The organism is Bordetella tumbae (assembly GCF_965139195.1).
GTDB classification, from domain to species: Bacteria; Pseudomonadota; Gammaproteobacteria; order Burkholderiales; family Burkholderiaceae_B; genus Bordetella_A; species Bordetella_A tumbae.
This window is the reverse complement of the sequence record NZ_CBCSJH010000016.1, coordinates 37,610-55,889: the sequence shown is the minus strand read 5'-3', so window position 1 is coordinate 55,889 and position 18,280 is coordinate 37,610. Positions and strand designations below refer to the sequence as shown.

Annotated in this window: 14 protein-coding genes, 1 tRNA gene and 1 pseudogene; 6 read left to right on the top strand and 10 right to left on the bottom strand. The window is 60.4% G+C overall.

Annotation, left to right across the window (positions count from 1 at the left end):
• The first annotated feature begins 40 nt into the window (after window positions 1-40).
• On the top strand, window positions 41-406 hold the full coding sequence (locus ACNA0J_RS17115) for an ArsR/SmtB family transcription factor (RefSeq protein WP_415820059.1): 366 nt from the start codon (window positions 41-43) through the stop codon (window positions 404-406).
• Here ACNA0J_RS17115 and ychF read toward each other — a convergent pair.
• A complete protein-coding gene (gene ychF / locus ACNA0J_RS17110) occupies window positions 396-1,487 on the bottom strand; it encodes a redox-regulated ATPase YchF (RefSeq protein WP_415820058.1) in 1,092 nt (363 codons plus the stop codon). The genes ACNA0J_RS17115 and ychF overlap by 11 nt on opposite strands.
• 369 nt (window positions 1,488-1,856) lie before the next feature.
• On the opposite strand from ychF, the gene ACNA0J_RS17105 reads away from it, so the two are divergent.
• Both ACNA0J_RS17105 and ACNA0J_RS17100 read left to right on the top strand, forming a co-directional pair.
• A complete protein-coding gene (locus ACNA0J_RS17105; RefSeq protein WP_415820057.1) occupies window positions 1,857-2,087 on the top strand; it encodes a DUF4160 domain-containing protein in 231 nt (76 codons plus the stop codon).
• Window positions 2,084-2,539 carry a hypothetical protein gene (locus ACNA0J_RS17100; protein ID WP_415820056.1) on the top strand — a complete coding sequence of 152 codons (456 nt, stop codon included), beginning with the start codon at window positions 2,084-2,086 and terminating at the stop codon, window positions 2,537-2,539. Before ACNA0J_RS17105 ends, ACNA0J_RS17100 begins: the two co-directional genes overlap by 4 nt.
• Before the next feature lie 71 nt (window positions 2,540-2,610).
• Here ACNA0J_RS17100 and nadB read toward each other — a convergent pair whose 3' ends face one another.
• Both nadB and nadA read right to left on the bottom strand, forming a co-directional pair.
• On the bottom strand, window positions 2,611-4,155 hold the full coding sequence (gene nadB, locus ACNA0J_RS17095) for an L-aspartate oxidase (protein ID WP_415820055.1): 1,545 nt from the start codon (window positions 4,153-4,155) through the stop codon (window positions 2,611-2,613).
• 19 nt (window positions 4,156-4,174) lie between these two features.
• Entirely contained in the window at window positions 4,175-5,317 is a 1,143-nt protein-coding gene (nadA, locus tag ACNA0J_RS17090; protein ID WP_415820054.1) for a quinolinate synthase NadA, read from the bottom strand.
• Window positions 5,318-5,677: 360 nt separating this feature from the next.
• On the opposite strand from nadA, the gene ACNA0J_RS17085 reads away from it, so the two are divergent.
• Entirely contained in the window at window positions 5,678-5,836 is a 159-nt protein-coding gene (locus tag ACNA0J_RS17085; protein ID WP_415820053.1) for a hypothetical protein, read from the top strand.
• A 37-nt stretch (window positions 5,837-5,873) separates the two neighbouring features.
• Complete coding sequence (locus ACNA0J_RS17080; protein WP_415820052.1) at window positions 5,874-8,117, top strand: phosphocholine-specific phospholipase C; 2,244 nt, start codon at window positions 5,874-5,876, stop codon at window positions 8,115-8,117.
• Between the two features lie 52 nt (window positions 8,118-8,169).
• On the opposite strand, the gene ACNA0J_RS17075 is transcribed toward ACNA0J_RS17080, so the two are convergent.
• The 6 genes and pseudogenes from ACNA0J_RS17075 to mnmC all read right to left on the bottom strand — a co-directional run bounded on the left by ACNA0J_RS17075 (window position 8,170) and on the right by mnmC (window position 15,504).
• A tRNA-Lys gene (locus ACNA0J_RS17075) sits at window positions 8,170-8,245 on the bottom strand.
• Window positions 8,246-8,360: 115 nt separating this feature from the next.
• Window positions 8,361-9,158 (bottom strand): MetQ/NlpA family ABC transporter substrate-binding protein, encoded by a 798-nt coding sequence (locus ACNA0J_RS17070; protein ID WP_415820051.1) that lies wholly within the window; start codon window positions 9,156-9,158, stop codon window positions 8,361-8,363.
• 24 nt (window positions 9,159-9,182) lie between these two features.
• Window positions 9,183-9,836: a methionine ABC transporter permease gene (locus ACNA0J_RS17065; RefSeq protein WP_415820050.1), complete on the bottom strand. Its 654-nt coding sequence runs from the start codon at window positions 9,834-9,836 to the stop codon at window positions 9,183-9,185.
• Window positions 9,796-10,882 (bottom strand): annotated as a pseudogene (locus ACNA0J_RS17060) (methionine ABC transporter ATP-binding protein); the annotation flags it as partial. The gene ACNA0J_RS17065 and the pseudogene ACNA0J_RS17060, both read right to left, overlap by 41 nt.
• 199 nt (window positions 10,883-11,081) lie before the next feature.
• On the bottom strand, window positions 11,082-13,307 hold the full coding sequence (locus tag ACNA0J_RS17055) for a glycoside hydrolase family 31 protein (protein WP_415820049.1): 2,226 nt from the start codon (window positions 13,305-13,307) through the stop codon (window positions 11,082-11,084).
• Window positions 13,308-13,530: 223 nt separating this feature from the next.
• Window positions 13,531-15,504: a bifunctional tRNA (5-methylaminomethyl-2-thiouridine)(34)-methyltransferase MnmC2/FAD-dependent 5-carboxymethylaminomethyl-2-thiouridine(34) oxidoreductase MnmC1 gene (mnmC, locus tag ACNA0J_RS17050; protein WP_415820048.1), complete on the bottom strand. Its 1,974-nt coding sequence runs from the start codon at window positions 15,502-15,504 to the stop codon at window positions 13,531-13,533.
• A 237-nt stretch (window positions 15,505-15,741) separates the two neighbouring features.
• Between mnmC and ACNA0J_RS17045 the strand changes: the two genes are divergently transcribed.
• A complete protein-coding gene (locus tag ACNA0J_RS17045) occupies window positions 15,742-16,593 on the top strand; it encodes an inositol monophosphatase family protein (protein WP_415820047.1) in 852 nt (283 codons plus the stop codon).
• A 2-nt stretch (window positions 16,594-16,595) separates the two neighbouring features.
• On the opposite strand, the gene ACNA0J_RS17040 is transcribed toward ACNA0J_RS17045, so the two are convergent.
• Window positions 16,596-18,263, bottom strand: a complete 1,668-nt coding sequence (locus tag ACNA0J_RS17040; RefSeq protein ID WP_415820046.1) for an AMP-binding protein — start codon at window positions 18,261-18,263, stop codon at window positions 16,596-16,598.
• Window positions 18,264-18,280: the final 17 nt, after the last annotated feature.

Below are 18,280 nucleotides of genomic sequence, written 5' to 3'. Positions count from 1 at the left end.
ACATTGTCATTTAGCTATATGAAAATATATAATCAAGGCCATGGATAGATCAACCCAAATCAAGGCGATGGCGAGCGAGCAGCGGTTAACCGTCCTGCGACTGTTGGCGGAGCCGCAAAAGCATTTCGGGCATCAGTGGTCGGCCGATCCGATCGAGTTCGGGGTTTGCATGACCTTGATTGCCGAGGCTCTGGCCGTGGCGCAGCCTACGGCCAGCCGGCATTTGGATATTCTCAGGCAAGCTGGCTTCATCACGGTGCGCAAGCACCTGAAATGGTCGTATTGCAAGCGGGATGAGGCCGCGATCAGGGACTATCTGGATTGGCTGGCGGCCGAGCTTTCGTCGACGTTTGAGGCGAAAGCTACGGGACGCAGAACGAACCGTCAGGCGTTGATCACACGTTAAACAAGAAATTCATCACATCGCCATCCTGCACGATGTATTCCTTGCCTTCTGCGCGCATCTTGCCGGCCTCTTTGGCGCCGCTTTCACCCTTGTAGGTGATGAAGTCGTCAAACGAGATCGTCTGCGCGCGGATGAAGCCGCGTTCGAAATCGGTGTGAATGACGCCTGCCGCTTGAGGTGCGGTGGCGCCGACCATGACCGTCCAGGCGCGGACTTCTTTTACACCAGCGGTGAAATAGGTCTGTAGGCCAAGCAGGCTGTAGCCCGCACGGATCAGGCGGTCCAGGCCGGGCTCTTGCATGCCCATGTCGGCCAAGAACGCGACCTTGTCGGCATCATCCAACTCGGCGATCTCGGACTCGATGGCTGCGCAGATCGCCACCACCGGCGCGTTTTGCGCCTTGGCGTATTCGGTCAGGCGATCCAGCAGCGGATTGTTTTCAAAGCCGTCATCGCTGACGTTGGCGACGAACATGGCCGGCTTGGCGGTGATGAAGCCGAACGACTTCAGCGAGAACATTTCCTCGGCGTCCAGGCCCAGCGCGCGGATGGGCTGGCCAGCGTCCAGCTGTTTCTGGCAACGCTCGAGCAATGCGACCAATTTGGCGGCTTCTTTGTCGCCCGAACGCGCCAGTTTGTTGTTGCGGTGAACGGCTTTTTCGACAGTTTGCAGATCGGCCAGGGCCAGCTCGGTGGAGATGACTTCGATGTCGGCGATGGGATCGACTTTGCCCGCGACGTGGATGACGTTGGAGTCTTCGAAGCAGCGCACCACGTTGACGATGGCGTCGGTTTCGCGGATGTGCGACAGGAACTGGTTGCCCAGGCCCTCGCCTTGGCTCGCGCCAGCCACCAGGCCCGCGATGTCCACGAATTCGACCACGGCGGGCACGACACGCTCGGGCTTGACGATCTCGGCCAACTGGGCCAGGCGCGGATCCGGTACCTCGACTACGCCCACGTTGGGTTCGATGGTGCAGAAGGGGTAGTTTTCCGCAGCGATGCCAGCCTTGGTCAGCGCGTTGAAAAGAGTCGATTTGCCGACGTTGGGCAGGCCAACGATGCCGCATTGCAGAGCCATGGAAATCCTTGATTATTCGGCACGCTCGGGCCCAACGTGGGCATAGGTGAAGTGCCGACGATATCGCCGTTACCTCAACTGCTTGCCGCACAGAATCACCCTAGCCAGGGCGTAAAAAAGCGCCGTTTTGTGCCTGATTTGTCCAAATTTATGTCGATTGTAGCTTTGTCGGGTGTCTGTATTCGGCCGTGAGAAAACTCGGTGCACACCCAGGGGAGGAAAAGCGAGGCTCGCAAGGTCAGAAATCGTCTTATTTAACCGACAAACTGTATAAATAAACAGCTTTTCATATTAAGTCGAATAGGCTGGAGGATCTCTGATTCTCTGGTGCGATAGTTGCCTTAGTGCAATCATTGCACTAAACTTTTCATGCCGACTCTCGTCCGCCTCGCCAAGAGCACAATCGTTCTGTACGCCGGTGATCATTTACCGCCACACTTTCATGTGCGAATGAACGACGGACGAGAGGCACTAATTGTCATCGACAACCTGACCGTTCTGTCCGGCTCAATCAAGCCGTACGAGTTGGCCGAGGTTCTTACCTGGGCTCAGAGCAATCGCACCGCGTTGAGACAAAAATGGCAGGAGTTAAACCCGTGAATCAGCCTCAATTCGTTATTACCAACCTATCCGTCACCGGCCCGCAAAGCTTGCGCCTGACTTTTGCGGACGGATACCATGCCGAGGTGGATCTGTCAGGCTTGATCGCCAAATACCCCACATTGGCCCGTTTATCTGACGGCAAGGTCTTTGCCAAGGCAGCACTTGACGAATGGCGGCGTGGCGTCATCTTTGCAGATGACGACAATCTGAGTTTGGCCAGCGACAATCTGCGCGCTCTGGCATTGGAACAAGCCGGCGAGTATTCACATCAACACGTCATCGTGTGGATGCATCAAAACGGATTGACGCTGGACGGTGCCGCTGAAGCACTGGGCATCAGCCGCCGAATGCTCGCGTATTACCGCAGCGGCACAAAACCTGTACCTAAGTCCATTGGACTTGCCATGCTGGGCTGGGAATCGCTGCATCATCGACGCAAGGCCGCGTGAATGCCTGCCGCCTCGCACTCGTTATGAAAACGGCATCGTATGCACTACCCACGCAGCAGTAATCCCCCACACTATTCAGGCCAGTCCCGACTGAAATGAGCACCGCGGCTTTCGTGGCGTGCCGCAGCAGCCTGCACGATCAGTGCTGCCACCTGCAGCAGATTGCGCAACTCCAGTAAGTCGCGGCTGACGCCTTGTGTCTGCCATAACCGTTCCGTCTCTGACACCCACTCGGCGATACGCTGCGCCGCGTGGGCTAGCGTGGCATCGCTGCGCACGATGCCGACCTCCTGGCTCATCAGCTCACGCAAAGCTTGCCGGGTCCGTGCAATATCCGCGTCGGCCCTGCCGGTGATCTGCACATGCCAGACAGGCGCTTCGATGTGAGACAGGCCAGACGCCTCAGCGCGAGGCGGAACGCGTACGCCAGACGAATCGAGAATAGTCTGCGCGGCCCCGCGCCCCATGACCACGCATTCCAACAATGAATTGCTAGCCAATCGATTGGCCCCATGCAGGCCCGTGCAGGCAGTCTCGCCAATCACATAGAGACCCGGCAATTCCGTCCGTCCGTCAACATCGGCAACGACGCCTCCGCAAGTGTAGTGCGCAGCCGGCACGACCGGAATCGGCTGAACTGCCATATCGATCCCGATCGCCAAACAACGCGCATAAATATTGGGAAAATGCGCCAGCAAGAAATCACGTGGCCGGTGGCTGATATCCAGGTACACGCAATCGAGCCCATGGCGTTTGATTTCTTGATCAATGGCACGGGCCACTACGTCGCGCGGCGCCAATTCGGCACGATCATCGTATGTGGGCATGAAACGCGTGCCATCGGGCAGGCGCAACAGACCGCCTTCGCCACGTACCGCCTCGGAAATCAGGAACGTCTCTCCTGTCGGGTCATACAGACTGGTGGGATGGAATTGAATGAACTCCAGATTGGCGACACGGCATCCGGCGCGCCTAGCCATGGCAATACCATCGCCCGTCGCAATTGAGGGCGTGGTGGTGTGCGCATAGACCTGCCCTGCGCCCCCCGTAGCCAGCACCACATGTGCCGCTGCTAAAGTCACAATCTGATTACGCAGCAGATCCAGGACATGCAAACCCTGGCACCCTGCTTGCGGCGTCCAGACCAGATCAATCGCGCAATGCTGTTCGAGCAAGGTGATGTTCGGATGGCTCCGTACTCGCGCACTGAGCGTGGCCATGATCGCGCGCCCCGTCGCGTCATCAACATGCGCGATGCGGCGTCGGCCATGTCCCCCTTCGCGAGTCAAATGCAGCTCGCGCTGTCCCGCCGAGACCGGCGTGAAATCCACGCCCTGGCGTTGCAGCCATTCAATCGCATCGGGCGCGCGGGACGCAATCCGGCGTGTGGCGTCAACATCACACAACCCCGCTCCTGCGACCAGGGTGTCCTGTACATGTTCATCCACACTGTCGTCGGGGTCCAACGCGGCGGCGATGCCGCCCTGGGCGCGATTGCTGGCACTGTGATCGATGGTGCCCTTGGCGATCAGCGCCACGCGTCGATGTGGCGCCAGCGCCAACGCCGCCGACAAGCCGGCCAGGCCGGTGCCGATGATGAGTACGTCGTAGTCCATGTGATTGCACTCCTGCCCTTCAAGCCGGGCCTACGTTGGCATACAGCGTCGTGTCGCGTGCCATGTCGCCGCTGGCACGTACGCGTTGCTTGCGCTCGTCGGCAAATGCCAGCATGCGGTCTATGGGGGTTTTCGCTCGCCGTCCCAGTTCAGGATCGAGCGTGATGGCGTTGTGGCCGTGTTCCAACACATCGGCCAGGTTGGACAACGCGTTCATGGCCATCCAGGGACAATGCGCGCAGCTCTTGCAGGTGGCGCTGTTGCCAGCGGTCGGCGCGGCGATAAAGGTCTTGCCGGGCGCAGTCTCGCGCATCTTGTACAAAATACCCTGATCGGTGGCGACGATGAATGAGGCGGCATCCAGCTTGCGGGCAGCGTCGATCAACTGCGTGGTGGAGCCGATCACGTCAGCCTGCGCCAACACCGGCTGAGGCGACTCGGGATGCGCCAGCACTTTGGCCTGCGGATAATCGGCACGCAGTAGTTCGAGCTCTGTACCCCTGAACTCGTCATGCACGATGCATGCGCCTTGCCACAGCAGCATGTCGGCGCCCGTCTGGCGCTGCACGTAATCGCCCAGATGCCGGTCGGGCGCCCACAGGATGCGTTCGCCGCGCGCGTGCAGATCGGCCACGACATCCAGTGCGATAGAAGACGTCACAACCCAATCGGCCCTCGCCTTGACCGCAGCGCTGGTGTTGGCATAGACGACTACGGTACGGCCAGGATGCGCGTCGCACCAAGCGCTGAACGCGTCCGGGGAGCACCCCAGATCGAGCGAGCAGGTGGCCTCCAAATCGGGCATCAGAATACGTTTGCCCGGGCTCAGGATCTTGGCGGTCTCGCCCATGAAACGCACGCCGGCCACGACCAGCGTATCGGCCGGATGGTCGCGCCCGAAACGGGCCATTTCCAGGGAGTCCCCCACACAACCGCCCGTGGCCTCGGCCAGCTCCTGCAGATCGGCATCGACATAGTAGTGAGCCACCAGCACCGCGCGTTCGCGCCGCAGCAGCTCGCGGATACGTTCAATTAATGTGGCTTTTTGCGCTGCCTGCAGCGGCTCCGGCACGTGGGCCCAGGCTTGCGCGACGGGCGTAAGGCCGGAAGCAGATTGAGCGGGCAGATCACATTCGATCGTTCGAGGGGCAAGCGTTTCCATCGCGAAGTCTCCATTGGGTGCTATCTGGGCAGCATGTTTATATGCTCAATATGAGCATATATTGATCAAAAAAAGAGCACAGGCACTTATGCTACCTTTGAGCATAAGTGCCTGTAAAGCCCTATTTGTGCGTCTGAGCCATTCGTGTGTCTACGCACACGCCCCCGCGCCATGGAAACACCCGCAGGCAGCGGTTTGGCATTGGCAGCCAGCGGTTTACGCCCCTTCCAGCCAACGCTCGATTTCGTTACAGAGTCACCCGCGGCTTTCACTCTGTTGTCACGTCCCCCTTTTAGGCTTGCATCGGCTTGACGCCTCGTCGCGTCGAGCCGTTTTTCATCCTTCGCAAACCTCTGACCTATGCCCAACCTTTCCTCTGTACGCCTATTGGCCGCGTCTCTGGCGATGGCCGTTCTGCTGGCGGCCTGTGGCAGCGGCGATGACGACGACTCATCGCCCGCCCCCAGCGATCCCGGCACCGAACAGCCCGCCCAACCCCAACTGCGCTGCGCGCCCTGATGCCCGCCATCCGCCCACGACCGCCTCACAAATCCCCATGACCTCCCGCCGCCAATTCCTGCAAACCACTACGGGCGCAGGCCTCGCCGCCGCCGTCCTCGCGACGTTTCCGCCCAGCATCCGCAAAGCGCTGGCCATCCCCGCCAACAACAAGACAGGCACCATCAAGGACGTCGAACACGTCGTCATCCTGATGCAAGAAAATCGTTCGTTCGACCATTATTTCGGAACGCTCAAAGGCGTACGCGGTTTTGGTGACCGCTTCACCATCCCCATGGTCAACAACCGCAAGGTCTGGCAGCAGGAACGCCAAAACGGCGCGCTCTTGACGCCCTATCACCTGGATAGCACGGCCAATAATGCCCAACGCGTATCAGGCACGAACCACACCTGGGTCGATAGCCAAGAGGCCTGGGACAATGGCCGTATGACCCAATGGCCCCGCTACAAGCAGGATCAATCCATGGGGTATTACAAGGAACAGGAAGTCCCCTTTCAGTTCGCGCTGGCCAATGCATTCACACTCTGTGATGCCTACCACTGCAGCATGCACACAGGCACGGACGCGAACCGCTCTTTCCACCTGACCGGCACCAACGGGCCGACCGCGCAGAACGTCGCCTACGTGAACAACGAATGGGACTGGATCGCCGGCACGGCGGGCAATGAGGAGACCGGCTACACCTGGAAAACCTACGCCGAGAATCTCGAGGACGCAGGCGTCAGTTGGATCTGCTACCAGAACATGCCTGACGAATGGGGCGACAACATGTTGGGCGCGTTCCGTCAGTTCCGTGCGGCCAATCTCGCCTCGGGCTTTCCGGTTTCCAGCGGCGGCGAGCCGAATTCGCCGTATGCCAATACGGGCCAAGCGCTGCCGTATCACGCCTACGACGCAGCCACGGATAACCCCGGCAATCCGCTGTATAAAGGCATCGCCAATACCTTGCCAGGCACCACGCCCGATACGTATCTGGATGCCTTCCGGCGCGATGTTCTAGAGGGCAAGCTGCCGCAAGTCTCGTGGATAAATGCGCCCTCGATCTACTGCGAACATCCCGGCCCCTCCAGTCCGGTGCAAGGCGGCTGGTTCATCCAGGAAATCTTGGATGCGCTCACCGCCAACCCGGAGGTCTGGAGCAAGACAGTCCTGCTGGTCAACTTCGATGAGAACGATGGTTTCTTTGACCACGTGCCCTCACCGTCCGCTCCCTCGCACAATGCCGACGGCAGTCTCGCAGGCAAGACCACGCTGTCAGAGGGCGATATGGCGTACGAATACTATACGCAGGCCTCGCCGGAGGGCAGCTCTGGCCAGCCCGAGGCTGACGGACGTGTATTTGGCCCCGGCCCTCGCGTTCCCCTGTACGTGATTTCCCCGTGGAGCCGCGGCGGCTGGGTCAACTCGCAAGTCTTCGACCACACGTCTGTACTGCGTTTTCTGGAGTCGCGTTTCGGTGTCCAGGCACCTCACATCAGCCCATTTCGCCGTGCCGTCTGTGGTGACCTGACCAGCGCGCTGAATTTCGCCACGCCCAATGAAGAGGTACTGCCGACGCTGAGCGGCCGTCTCACACGCGCCGATGCAGATCAACTACGCGATGCTCAGGCCGCACTGCCCCAGGTACCGTTACCCACCGATTTGCAGATGCCTCTGCAAGCCAGCGGCACACGTCCGTCACGCGCGCTGCCCTATGAGCTGCACACGAGCGCACGTGCCAACGCTGACGGCCAGGTTCAACTGCTGTTCTCCAACACGGGCACGCAGGCTGCCGTGTTTCATGTCTATGACCGCCATCATCTAGACCGCATTCCGCGCCGCTACACGCTGGAGGCCGGCACCACGCTGGATGACACGTGGAACGCGGGCCTGGACAATCTGGGACGCTACGATCTGTGGGTGCTGGGGCCCAATGGCTATCACCGTCACTTTGCCGGCGACACCGCGCGCATCGCCGACAGCGGCGCGCATCCGGAAATCCGTGTCTGCTATGACATCGCCAACGGCAATGTGTACGCAGAACTGATGAATGGCGGCTCGGCGGACTGCACCTTCACGATCACGCCGGTGGCGTATCGTGAGGATGGCCCATGGACGGTCACCGTCGCGGCGGGCGCCCAGGAATCCCTGCATTGGGAACTGGCCGACAGTGGTCGTTGGTACGATTTCCAGGTGAAATGCGATAGCGATACCGCATTCATGCGCCGCTTTGCCGGGCGTGTAGAGACCGGTGAACACTCGGTGAGCGATCCAGCGATGGGCACTGAATCTCAAACCTAGCACCACAAACAACAACGCCAACTCCGAAGAGTTGGCGTTGTTTTGCATCTGGTGGTGGGCCCTGCGAGACTCGAACTCGCGACCAACGGATTAAAAGTCCGCTGCTCTACCGACTGAGCTAAAGGCCCGACCGAAGCCCAAGATTATGACGAAACTGAATCAGCCTGTCAAATCTAAAATTACGTTCCTGCTCAAAATACCGCCGGCGGCAACGCGTATGCCGCCGATTTACGCCACCCCGAATTACCAGGCGGCAACCACCGCACCCTTGAATTTCTCAGCGATGAAGGCCTTGGTAGCGGCGCTCTGGTAGATGCTGGCCAGCTTTTTCAGATCTGCTCGGTCTTTGTCTTGCTCGCGCACCACCAGCACGTTGGCATAGGGCGACTCGGAGGACTCGCGCACAATCGCGTCCTTGTTCGGATCCAGGCCTGCTTCCATGGCGAAATTGGTGTTCACGGCGGAGGCATCGACGTCATCGAGCGAACGCGGCAGTTGTGCGGCATCCAATTCCACAAAACGCAGCTTGCGCGGGTTTTCCGTGATGTCGATCGGCGTCGCTTTGAGACCCGCGTCGGGGTTCAGCTTGATCAGCCCGTGTTGCTGCAACAGCAGCAAGGCACGGCCACCGTTGGTCGGATCGTTGGGGATACCGATCTGCGCGCCGTCTTTCAGCTCGTTCAGGTTTTTGACCTTTTTGCTGTAGATGCCGATGGGGAAAATCACCGTCTTGCCGATGCTGACGAGTTTGTAGCCACGATCCGCATTGGCGGAGTCCAGGTAGGGCTGATGCTGGTAGCTGTTCATATCCAGATCGCCAGCAGACAGCGCAGCGTTGGGCTGCACGTAGTCGCTGAACTCGATGATCTGCACTTGCAGGCCCTGCTTGGCAGCCTCTGCCTTGACCACGTCAAAGATCTGCGCGTGCGGCCCCGCCGTCACACCGATCTTGAGCGGCTTGTCTTGGGCGAGCGCGGGTTGAGTAACAACGGCGGCGCCCAAGGCCAGGGCGGCCAACGATTTCAAAAATTTGATGCTCATGATGAGACTTCCGAGGAGGACAAATTAACGATGCGACATGCGACGGACCAGCCAATCGCCTAGCCCTTGTACAAACTGCACCAAAACAACCAACACCACCACGACGGCCAGCATGACCTCCGGCTGGAAGCGCTGGTAACCGTAGCGAATACCTACGTCGCCCAGGCCGCCACCGCCAATGGCACCCGCCATGGCGGAATAGCCAATCAGACTGATGATGGTCACGATCGTGGCAGCCACCAACCCCGGCAGGGATTCCGGCAACAGGACTTTGACAATGATCTGCAACGGACTCGCGCCCATGGCGCGCGCCGCGGTCAACAGCCCCGAGTCGACCTCGCGCATGGCGTTTTCAGCGATACGGGCCATGAATGGAATAGCCGCGACAGACAGCGGCACGATCGCCGCCGTGGTGCCGATCGAGGTCTGGGCGATAAACCGCGTGAACGGGATGATGGCCACCATCAAGATGATGAACGGCACTGAACGGGTGATGTTGACGACGGCGCCCAACACACGGTTGACGGTCAGGTTTTGCAGCATCGCGCCGCGTGCGGTCACCACCAGGATGACACCCAGCGGAATACCGATGATGACGGCAATCAGGCTGGGCACGCCGACCAGCAGCAAGGTTTCCAGCAGCGAGGTGACGAGCAAGTCGAACAGTTGCGAACTCATGGGGCGATGTCTTCTACGGAAATATCTAATGCAGCCAGGGCGTTCAGCGCCTGATTGACGGCGTCAGGTGCGCCTTGCACCAATACGAACAAGGTACCGACAGCAACCCCCTGGATGTCTTCGACGCGGGCCTGGACCAGGCTGACATCCAGCGCGTGCTGACGCGTCAGGTCGGACAACAGTGTGCCAGCCGAGGCGCCGCCCGCCAGGCGAATACGCAGCAGACGCGCCTGCGTCCCGGGCCGTGCGGCGGCCATGTCGGCCATGCGTGCATGCGTGGCGGCCAGAGTGGCGTCGGTCAGGTCCGAGGCCGTCGCGGCCGACACCATGGCGCTGGTCACCTCGTGCCGGGGCGAGGCAAAAATGTCCTGCGTACGGCCGGACTCGACCACCTGGCCATGCGACAACACCGCCACACGATCGCAAATTTCGCGCACGACTTCCATCTGGTGCGTGATCATGACGACGGTCACACCGGTTTTCTGGTTGATATCCCGCAGCAAGGCCAAAATGTTGTGCGTGGTTTCCGGGTCCAGCGCCGAAGTCGCCTCGTCGCTCAGCAGCACATCGGGGTCGTTGGCCAGGGCACGGGCAATCCCCACGCGCTGTTTCTGCCCACCACTGATCTGGCTGGGATAGCGATCGCGCAGATGTTCCAACCCGACCAACGCCAGCAAACGCTCGACTTTGGCAGGGATCTGATCGCGCGGCACGCCAGCGATCTCCAGAGGCAAGGCCACGTTGCCGTACACCGTACGACGGGCCAGCAAGTTAAAGCCTTGAAAGACCATGCCGATGCGGCGGCGTTGGTTGCGCAGCTCGGTCTCGCCCAGGCAGGTCAGCTCGGTGCCCCCAATAGAGATCTGGCCGCTATCGGGACGCTCCAGCAAATTAATGCACTGGACCAGCGTGCTTTTTCCTGCCCCGCTGGGGCCGATGATGCCGAAAACTTCGCCCTGTTCGATTTGCAGGCTGATGTCGCGCAGCGCCTCAAAGCGGCCGTGCGGCGTCGCGTAAGTCTTCGATAGATGTTGAATGTGAATCATGGCGTTGCGATTGTCGAGGATCGCGTTTCTAAAGAGAACGACTGTTTCGTCTCTTTTTAATAACTATTAGAAATATAACTGCGCCATCTACGAATCCATCTGCCCCCTGCGGCAAGCAGGGGTACGAGGACGGATCAATGGGAACAGCAAGATCGGCGTCCATCGGCATTTACCGCCGATGGACGCCGGGAGACGCTGGTTACCGAGCGCGCGAGATGCGGACTTCGGCGCCGCGGCGTTTGACTTCCAGCCCTTCGGAGGGAAGGATGCGTAGGCCTTCGAGGCCCTTGATATAGCTGGACCCCTGCATTTGCATGACACGGATCTTGTTGCGCATCACCACGGGGTTATGCACCGGCATGCCGAACATCCAGACTTCGTCCAGGATGCGTGCGGAGTTGAACTCGCCCGCATGCTGCGCCACAGGGCCCAGACACAACATATGCCCTTCACGGCCAAAGACGGGGTATTTATCCGTTCCCCACTCGACGGCCAAGGTGGTGCCGCCTTCGTAGCGATAGCCGGTGTTCAAATCCCACCAGGCATCGCCCTTGGGCAGATACACGTTCACGCTATTGCCCGGCTGCATCACCGGGGCCACCAGCAAGGCCGGCCCTAGCAAATACTGCAGGTCCCAATTGTGGGCCTCAGGGTCATGCGGAAAACTCAATGCCATCGAGCGCTGCACCGGCAGCCCGGTACGCGCCGAGTCTTCGATCGCGCCCAAGACGTAGGGGACCAAGCGGTAACGCCATTGCAGCCAGGTACGCGACTGCTCGAGCGCCTCATCGCCAAATGCCCAGGGCATCAAGCCAGGAACGCCCTGGAAGCAGAAATTCGCCGAAAACACGCCAACAGTCAGCCAGCGCAGATACAGCTCGGCGCTCATGCCATCGAGCGGCGCCTTGGCAGAACCGATGTTATGCACCTGCACCGGCACACCACTCGCCCCGATGGACAACGCCGTACGCAAGGTCTGTTCCAATCCAACCCAGTCGTTGGTGACTTGCGGGCCGAGCTGCCACGGCAGGCGTTGGGCCGCCGGGAACAAATCGGTGCTGGGCACTACGCCCTCGGGGGGGACCTTGTGGCCCGCTACAGCCTCGAACAAGGCGCGGCGTGCCAGCAACGGATATTGGGAACGCAGGATCGCGCCGTTGTCGCCGTTGCGTGCGCTGACGTCGTCAGGAATGGCAATCTGCGCATCACAGACGGGAGCGTCCAGACCGTCCTCGATCAATTGACGATGGCGCTCGATCCAGAGGTTATAGACGTCGCGATAGGTCAGATCCAGCAGACCATAGGGCCGACCGGCCGTGGCTTCGTTGCCGTCGAAAACCTGGGCACTGCCATCATCGCGGGTCAATAGCCAGCCCCGATCCTCCAGTTCCTCGAACAGGGGACTGGCCTGGATGACGCCAGGAAAACCGGTTGCCGCGACGTGAACGTGGTGCTTGTGAAACAGCGCCAACATTTGTTTGGCATCCGGGAAACGCTGGGCGTCCCATTCAAAGACAGCCTTGTCGGACTGGAACCCCCAGGCCGAGGGTGCAGCCAGCTTGACGGCGTCCAGCGGCAACTGCAGCTCGCGCATCCGCTCGACCAGGGCAGCGGTCTCGGTGGGCATCTCGCCCTCGGCCTGCTGCAGCCAGGCACCCATCGCCCACAGCACCGGCTGGCCGGCACGGCCTGTCAACGCTGTGTATTGGTTCAGGATCTCGCTAGGGTCACCGACGAACAGGAACACGTCCAGCACGGTGTCTTCGATACTGACCGTGTAGGCAGACGCCGTCGGCGCCACCCCCAGATCGTGGTGCACGCGATGCATCGTATTGACATAGATGCCCCAACCGCGCGGGCTCCAGGCCAACGGCAGCGCGCGATGATCCGGGTCATCGGAAACGATCGCTTCTTCGCGACGATTCAGATCACCAGAGGTTTCGCCCAGGCCGTAGAGACGCTCATCAGCCTGCAGAGTGAAAGCCGCGCTCCAGACCGCATCATCTGCCTCATCCAGCGCATCATGGCCAAAAGCGGGCTCGTGCTCCGAGATATCAGAAGCAAGCACCTGCGTTTCGCCACGATACAAGGCGATCCGCACCGGATCCGTCTGGATATCGAACGACACCTCGCCCTGAGCAATACGCCAGCCTTTGCCGTCGTCTTGGGGCGTGACCGTACACTCGCCTACTGCTTCTTGGCGAGCCAACAACATTTCCGCAACGGCGCGTACGCGCGCGCTGGGTTTTTCCTCATTAAGGGCACTCGCCTGGCCACAGCGCAGGCGAAAGACACCAGGCGCATGCGCCTCGACTACCAGGTGCAACCCGTCTCCCGCGTCGAAATCGATGCGGCTCGGGCGTGACGACAGCAACTCGACGGACTCGAGTTGGGTAGTATGGGCAAAGTCGAACTTGGGCGGCACAGAGCATCCCCCGGCTTAAGCCAAAAAACCGTTAAAAGACGTTATTTTGACGGATTTGGCCCACGAAATAAAATCGCTTTCGTTTTTCGGGTCGAATCCCCATGTCAAACCAGCCGAAAACTTGAATACAGAACCCGGCAATCTGGGATTACCGCGTAGTATCTGCCGCACAGATTTATTTGATTTATCGAGGCTTCTGCGGTCAACAACCGCCATCGTGGCGTTAACGCGGCGCAATGGCGGCAAGCAGATCTGCCTCTAGCGGCAGCGGTTCCCCGCATAGCGCACTGGCAATCAGATCCCCGCTCAATGCCGACCAACTGAGGCCTCGCGACGCATACCCTGCCGCAATCCACACCCCAGGGGCATGTGACAAAGGGCCGATCGCGGGCAAGCGTCCAGGCAGGACGGCTCGCCATCCGGCCCACCCGGGCAGTTCGCCCGGCGTCAGCGATGCCCAGTCCGTGGGCAAGCCCCCCAAGAGTCCGGCGACTTTGTCCAGATTGGTTTGCCGGCCAGTTGCGCTGACCTCGGAAACCACGGCGCCATGCTCATAGGTACTGCCGGCCACGCACTGGCCCTGTATTGCAGGTAGCAGATACCCCTCACCGCCGACGATACAGCGCGGGCCGAGCCCTGCGCCGCCGGTCTCGTGTCCCTCGTACGCCGGCAGCAAGCTGACTTGTCCTGCCAGCCGATGCATCTGCGCCAACCTCGGCAGCGGATCCAGCAAACCGCTCTCGCGCAACAACGCCTGCGCCCCGAACGCGTTGGCCAATACCACGGTCGCCGCCTGAGCCAGGACCTCACCGTCGGCGCCACGAACCTGCCAACCCGAGTCCAGACGCCGCAAATCGAACGCACACCCCGATACACACCGCACACCAGGGGTGTGCAACAAGGCAGGAATCAACGCTGCAGGCTGTACCAATGACCCATCGGTGAAAAACAAGCCCCCTCTCGCGACCGATATGCCTGCCAGCGCCGAGGCCTCGTCACGATCGACGGCTCGCACCCAGTCTGCGGGAAACTGCAGTTGCCGCAATGTGTCGCCCAGCGCAGCCATACGGCCCGCGTCGCGCTCGAGCTGCAAGGTGCCGCAGCGCAACGGAGCAGCGTCCGATGCCAGCCCGGCCCAACGGGCTTGGGCTCTGAAACTGCCCGCGCGCGACAATCGTGCGCGGGAATTATCATCTCGAGCGATCACTGGCGTCAGGGCCGCCGCAACGTGGCCGGCATGGGCCAGGTCATCTGCCGAGTTTGCGGGATCAATCACCACCACTGACCGGCCTCGCAGCGCCAATGCCTGTGCGATGCCGGCTCCCGCCAGTCCGGCCCCGACAATGACGATCTCGCCCGCGCCGAGACTGTCCGCATCACGGGCCTGTGACCAGGCCTCATCCAGTGCGGAGATTTTGTGGCCCAACGGCGTGCCGCCTTTCGCTTGTGCAGATAGCCCCGATTGCACGGGCGGCGCGGCTTGCGCTGTCCGCACGCCTACCGTCATGTGCAATTTGCCCGCATATCCTGGCTGCTTGCGGACCTCGAACCCCGCTGCGCTCAAGGCCTGACGCACCACGCCCGCACTGGCCCACGTCGCCAGTGTGGCATCGGGCGCAGCCAAGCGTGCCAAGTCATGCATCAATGCGGGTTGCCACAAATCGGGATTGCGCTTTGGCGCAAAGCCATCCAAAAAATACGCATCCACGCTGGCACGTAATTGCGGTACGACGGTCTCGGCTCGACCAAACGCCAATGTCAGCGTGATTGCGCCCCGCTCGAACTCGAGACGATGCAGGCCCGGCAGGCACACCGGCCATTGAGCTGCCAGTTGATCCGCCAATGCGCGCAACGGTTCGGGCGCCAATCGCCGCAGCACCTGGGCCAGCGTATCGCGCGTAAACGGATGCGCCTCGACCGAGAGCATATGCAATCGTGCACAACGAGCGGGATCTTTGCGCCATGCATCCCACAACGCCAGAAAATTCAACCCTAATCCGAAACCCGTTTCGCACACGGTAAACGTGTGCCGACCACGCCACCGCTCAGGCAAACCGTTGCCCCGCAGAAATACATACTCTGCTTGCCCAAGCGCGCCCGCAGTCGAATGATAAACATCGCCATACGAGGCATTGCGAAAATGGCCATCGGCATCGAAACCGGCGTCAGGAGCAGTCAGCGGAACGTAAGAGGACATAGATACAGAGAGACAACGACAAGGCGGGCAATGTTGCTATTTTGGAGCAAATTACGCGATTTTCACGACGAGGCCCCGCGCCGCCTATCACCTCGTTGCGATAGACAGCATACCTAAGACGACAACACCATGACGTTGGGTGAAAGCCACGTATAAACGACTGATTCTGGCAGAAGTGCCGAGCCCACCGCTTCAAAGGCTTACACTGGACTCATGCTGAAGACCGGACGTACTACGATGCCTTCAACCTCCGCGCTGGATCTTGGCGCTGCGATCGACGCTGCCGCATCGGCAGCCCATTCAGGTGCAGCCATCCTGCAGTCCTATGCTCATCATCGCAGCGACCTCGTGATCGACCACAAAGCCCGCAACGATCTGGTTTCACAAGCCGATCGCGAGGCCGAGGCTGCCATTATCGAGGTGCTACGCTCGCGCACGCCTGATTTTGGCATTGTGGCCGAAGAAACAGGCGGCACCCCTCAGGGCCCCGCCACCTGGTATATCGACCCGTTGGATGGCACGACCAACTTTCTGCATGGCGTACCCCACTATGCCGTGTCGATTGCGCTGGTCGCGCATGCGGGCACACGAGTCCCCGGCACGGACCCTCTGCAAGAAGACACGCCGGTCATCGGTGTCGTGTATGACCCCTGCCGCGAAGAACTATTCACCGCCGTCCACGGCATCGGCGCGTGGCTCAACGGCCGGCGCATTACGTGCTCGCGTACCAAAACCCTCAATGACGCCGTCCTGGCGACGGGTTTTCCGTTTCGCGATTTCTCGTTCGCCGATCAATACATGCCCATGCTGAAAGAAGCCATCTGCATCACGCGGGGCGTGCGGCGCATGGGGGCGGCAGCACTGGATCTCGCATGGACGGCATGCGGACGTTATGACGGCTATTGGGAAATGGGCCTGGCGCCGTGGGATGTGGCGGCGGGCACCTTGATCATGCGCGAGGCAGGCGGTGTTTGCCACGACATGCACCAGCATGACCCGTGGCCTATCGGCGGGCGCGTGGTGGCAGGCAACCCCGCCATTGTGGAGGCCCTGCACGGCATGATCGCGCCGCATCTGCACAAGCAATGAAACTAGTCCGGCCGTAATTCGCGCCGCAGAATCTTGCCCACGTTACTCTTGGGCAGCTCGGCGCGAAACTCCACGCTGTGTGGGCGTTTATAGCCCGTGAGCTTGTCTTTGCACCAATCGATCAGTTGGGCTTCAGTCAGCGACTCGTCTTTCTTCACCACAAAGGCTTTCACGGTCTCGCCAGAATGCTCATCGGGCACGCCCACCACCGCGCATTCCAGCACACCCGGATGCGATGCGATGACGGCTTCGACCTCGTTCGGATAGACCTTGAACCCAGATACGGCAATCATGTCTTTCTTGCGATCGACGATACGGGTATAGCCCTGCTCGTCCATGATGCCAATATCGCCCGTCCGAAAGAAACCGTCCGCAGTCATGCACAAGCGCGTTTCATCGGGTTTTTGCCAATACCCCAGCATGACTTGCGGGCCGCGTATGCACACTTCTCCACGCTCTCCCAGCGGCAAGGGTTTGCCCTCGTCATCCAGAATCGCCACATCGGTCGATGGCAAAGGCAGACCGATTGAACCAGAATACGCCGTCGTGTCGGTAGGATTGACCGTGGCAACGGGCGAGGTTTCCGACAAACCATAGCCCTCTACCAAGGGATGTCCCGTGATCTGCAGCCAGCGCTCAGCCACATGGCGCTGCACCGCCATCCCACCACCCAGCGTCAATCGCAATCCAGAAAAATCCAGCTTGGCAAAATCCGAGTTGTTCGCCAGGGCATTGAACAAGGTATTCACGCCCGGGAAAATATTGATGCCGGCCTTGCGCCATGCATCGATCAAGGCCGGCTGATCGCGGGGATTGATGATCAGCACATTACGCATCCCCGCATAGAGACCGAACAAACCGCACACCGTCATGGCAAACACGTGATACAGCGGCAAGGCGCTGATAATGGTGAGCTGCGTGTTGTCCAGATCTTTCAGTGCGGGCCGCGCCACGGCCTCGAGCTGCAGTACGTTGGCAATCAAATTACCATGCGACAGCATGGCTCCCTTGGGTGTGCCGGTGGTCCCACCTGTGTACTGCAAAACCGCGACATCATCATGCCCCAATGGAGGGGCTGTGAACGCGGCCGATGCGCCCTGCGACAACACGTGAGACAAATGGTGTGCCCCCTCGATCCGCCAATCGGGGACCATGCGCTTGATGTAGCGAGCCACGAAGTTCACCAGGGGTGCTTTCAAACCACCCAATAGATCCCCCGGCCCCGTTACCACCACATGCCGCAGCGCACCACGGTCACTGACGGCTTGCAAGGTATGTGCGAAATTTTCCAGAATGACGATGACTTCGGCACCGCTGTCGAGCAATTGCCGCTGCAACTCATCTGTCTTGTAAAGCGGATTGACGTTGACCACCACCAGGCCCGCGCGCAAAGTCCCTAACAAGCACACTAGATAAGCCGGCACGTTGGGCATCATCAGCGCCACGCGAGCGCCTTTTTTCAGCCCCTGGCTCTGTAACCATGCGGCAAACGCGCGCGCCTGGCGATCCAGCTCCGCGTATTTGATATCCGCCCCCATGGCCGTGCACGCGACGCGGGCGGCATGCTTGCGGCAAGCCCGATCCAGCAAGTCGGGCAATGACGCATAAGGCTCGATGGATATTTCCGCAGGAACGCCAGCGGGATAATGAGCAAGCCAAGGACGCGACATAGTGAGGTCTCCACGTG

Bases quoted from the DNA above. Each gene is read 5' to 3' on its own strand.
- ACNA0J_RS17115 (WP_415820059.1), top strand. From the start codon at position 41: ATGGATAGATCAACCCAAATCAAGGCGATGGCGAGCGAGCAGCGGTTA.
- ychF (WP_415820058.1), bottom strand. From the start codon at position 1,487: ATGGCTCTGCAATGCGGCATCGTTGGCCTGCCCAACGTCGGCAAATCG.
- ACNA0J_RS17105 (WP_415820057.1), top strand. From the start codon at position 1,857: ATGCCGACTCTCGTCCGCCTCGCCAAGAGCACAATCGTTCTGTACGCC.
- nadB (WP_415820055.1), bottom strand. From the start codon at position 4,155: ATGGACTACGACGTACTCATCATCGGCACCGGCCTGGCCGGCTTGTCG.
- nadA (WP_415820054.1), bottom strand. From the start codon at position 5,317: ATGGAAACGCTTGCCCCTCGAACGATCGAATGTGATCTGCCCGCTCAA.
- ACNA0J_RS17085 (WP_415820053.1), top strand. From the start codon at position 5,678: ATGCCCAACCTTTCCTCTGTACGCCTATTGGCCGCGTCTCTGGCGATG.
- ACNA0J_RS17080 (WP_415820052.1), top strand. From the start codon at position 5,874: ATGACCTCCCGCCGCCAATTCCTGCAAACCACTACGGGCGCAGGCCTC.
- ACNA0J_RS17070 (WP_415820051.1), bottom strand. From the start codon at position 9,158: ATGAGCATCAAATTTTTGAAATCGTTGGCCGCCCTGGCCTTGGGCGCC.
- ACNA0J_RS17065 (WP_415820050.1), bottom strand. From the start codon at position 9,836: ATGAGTTCGCAACTGTTCGACTTGCTCGTCACCTCGCTGCTGGAAACC.
- mnmC (WP_415820048.1), bottom strand. From the start codon at position 15,504: ATGTCCTCTTACGTTCCGCTGACTGCTCCTGACGCCGGTTTCGATGCC.
- ACNA0J_RS17045 (WP_415820047.1), top strand. From the start codon at position 15,742: ATGCCTTCAACCTCCGCGCTGGATCTTGGCGCTGCGATCGACGCTGCC.
- ACNA0J_RS17040 (WP_415820046.1), bottom strand. From the start codon at position 18,263: ATGTCGCGTCCTTGGCTTGCTCATTATCCCGCTGGCGTTCCTGCGGAA.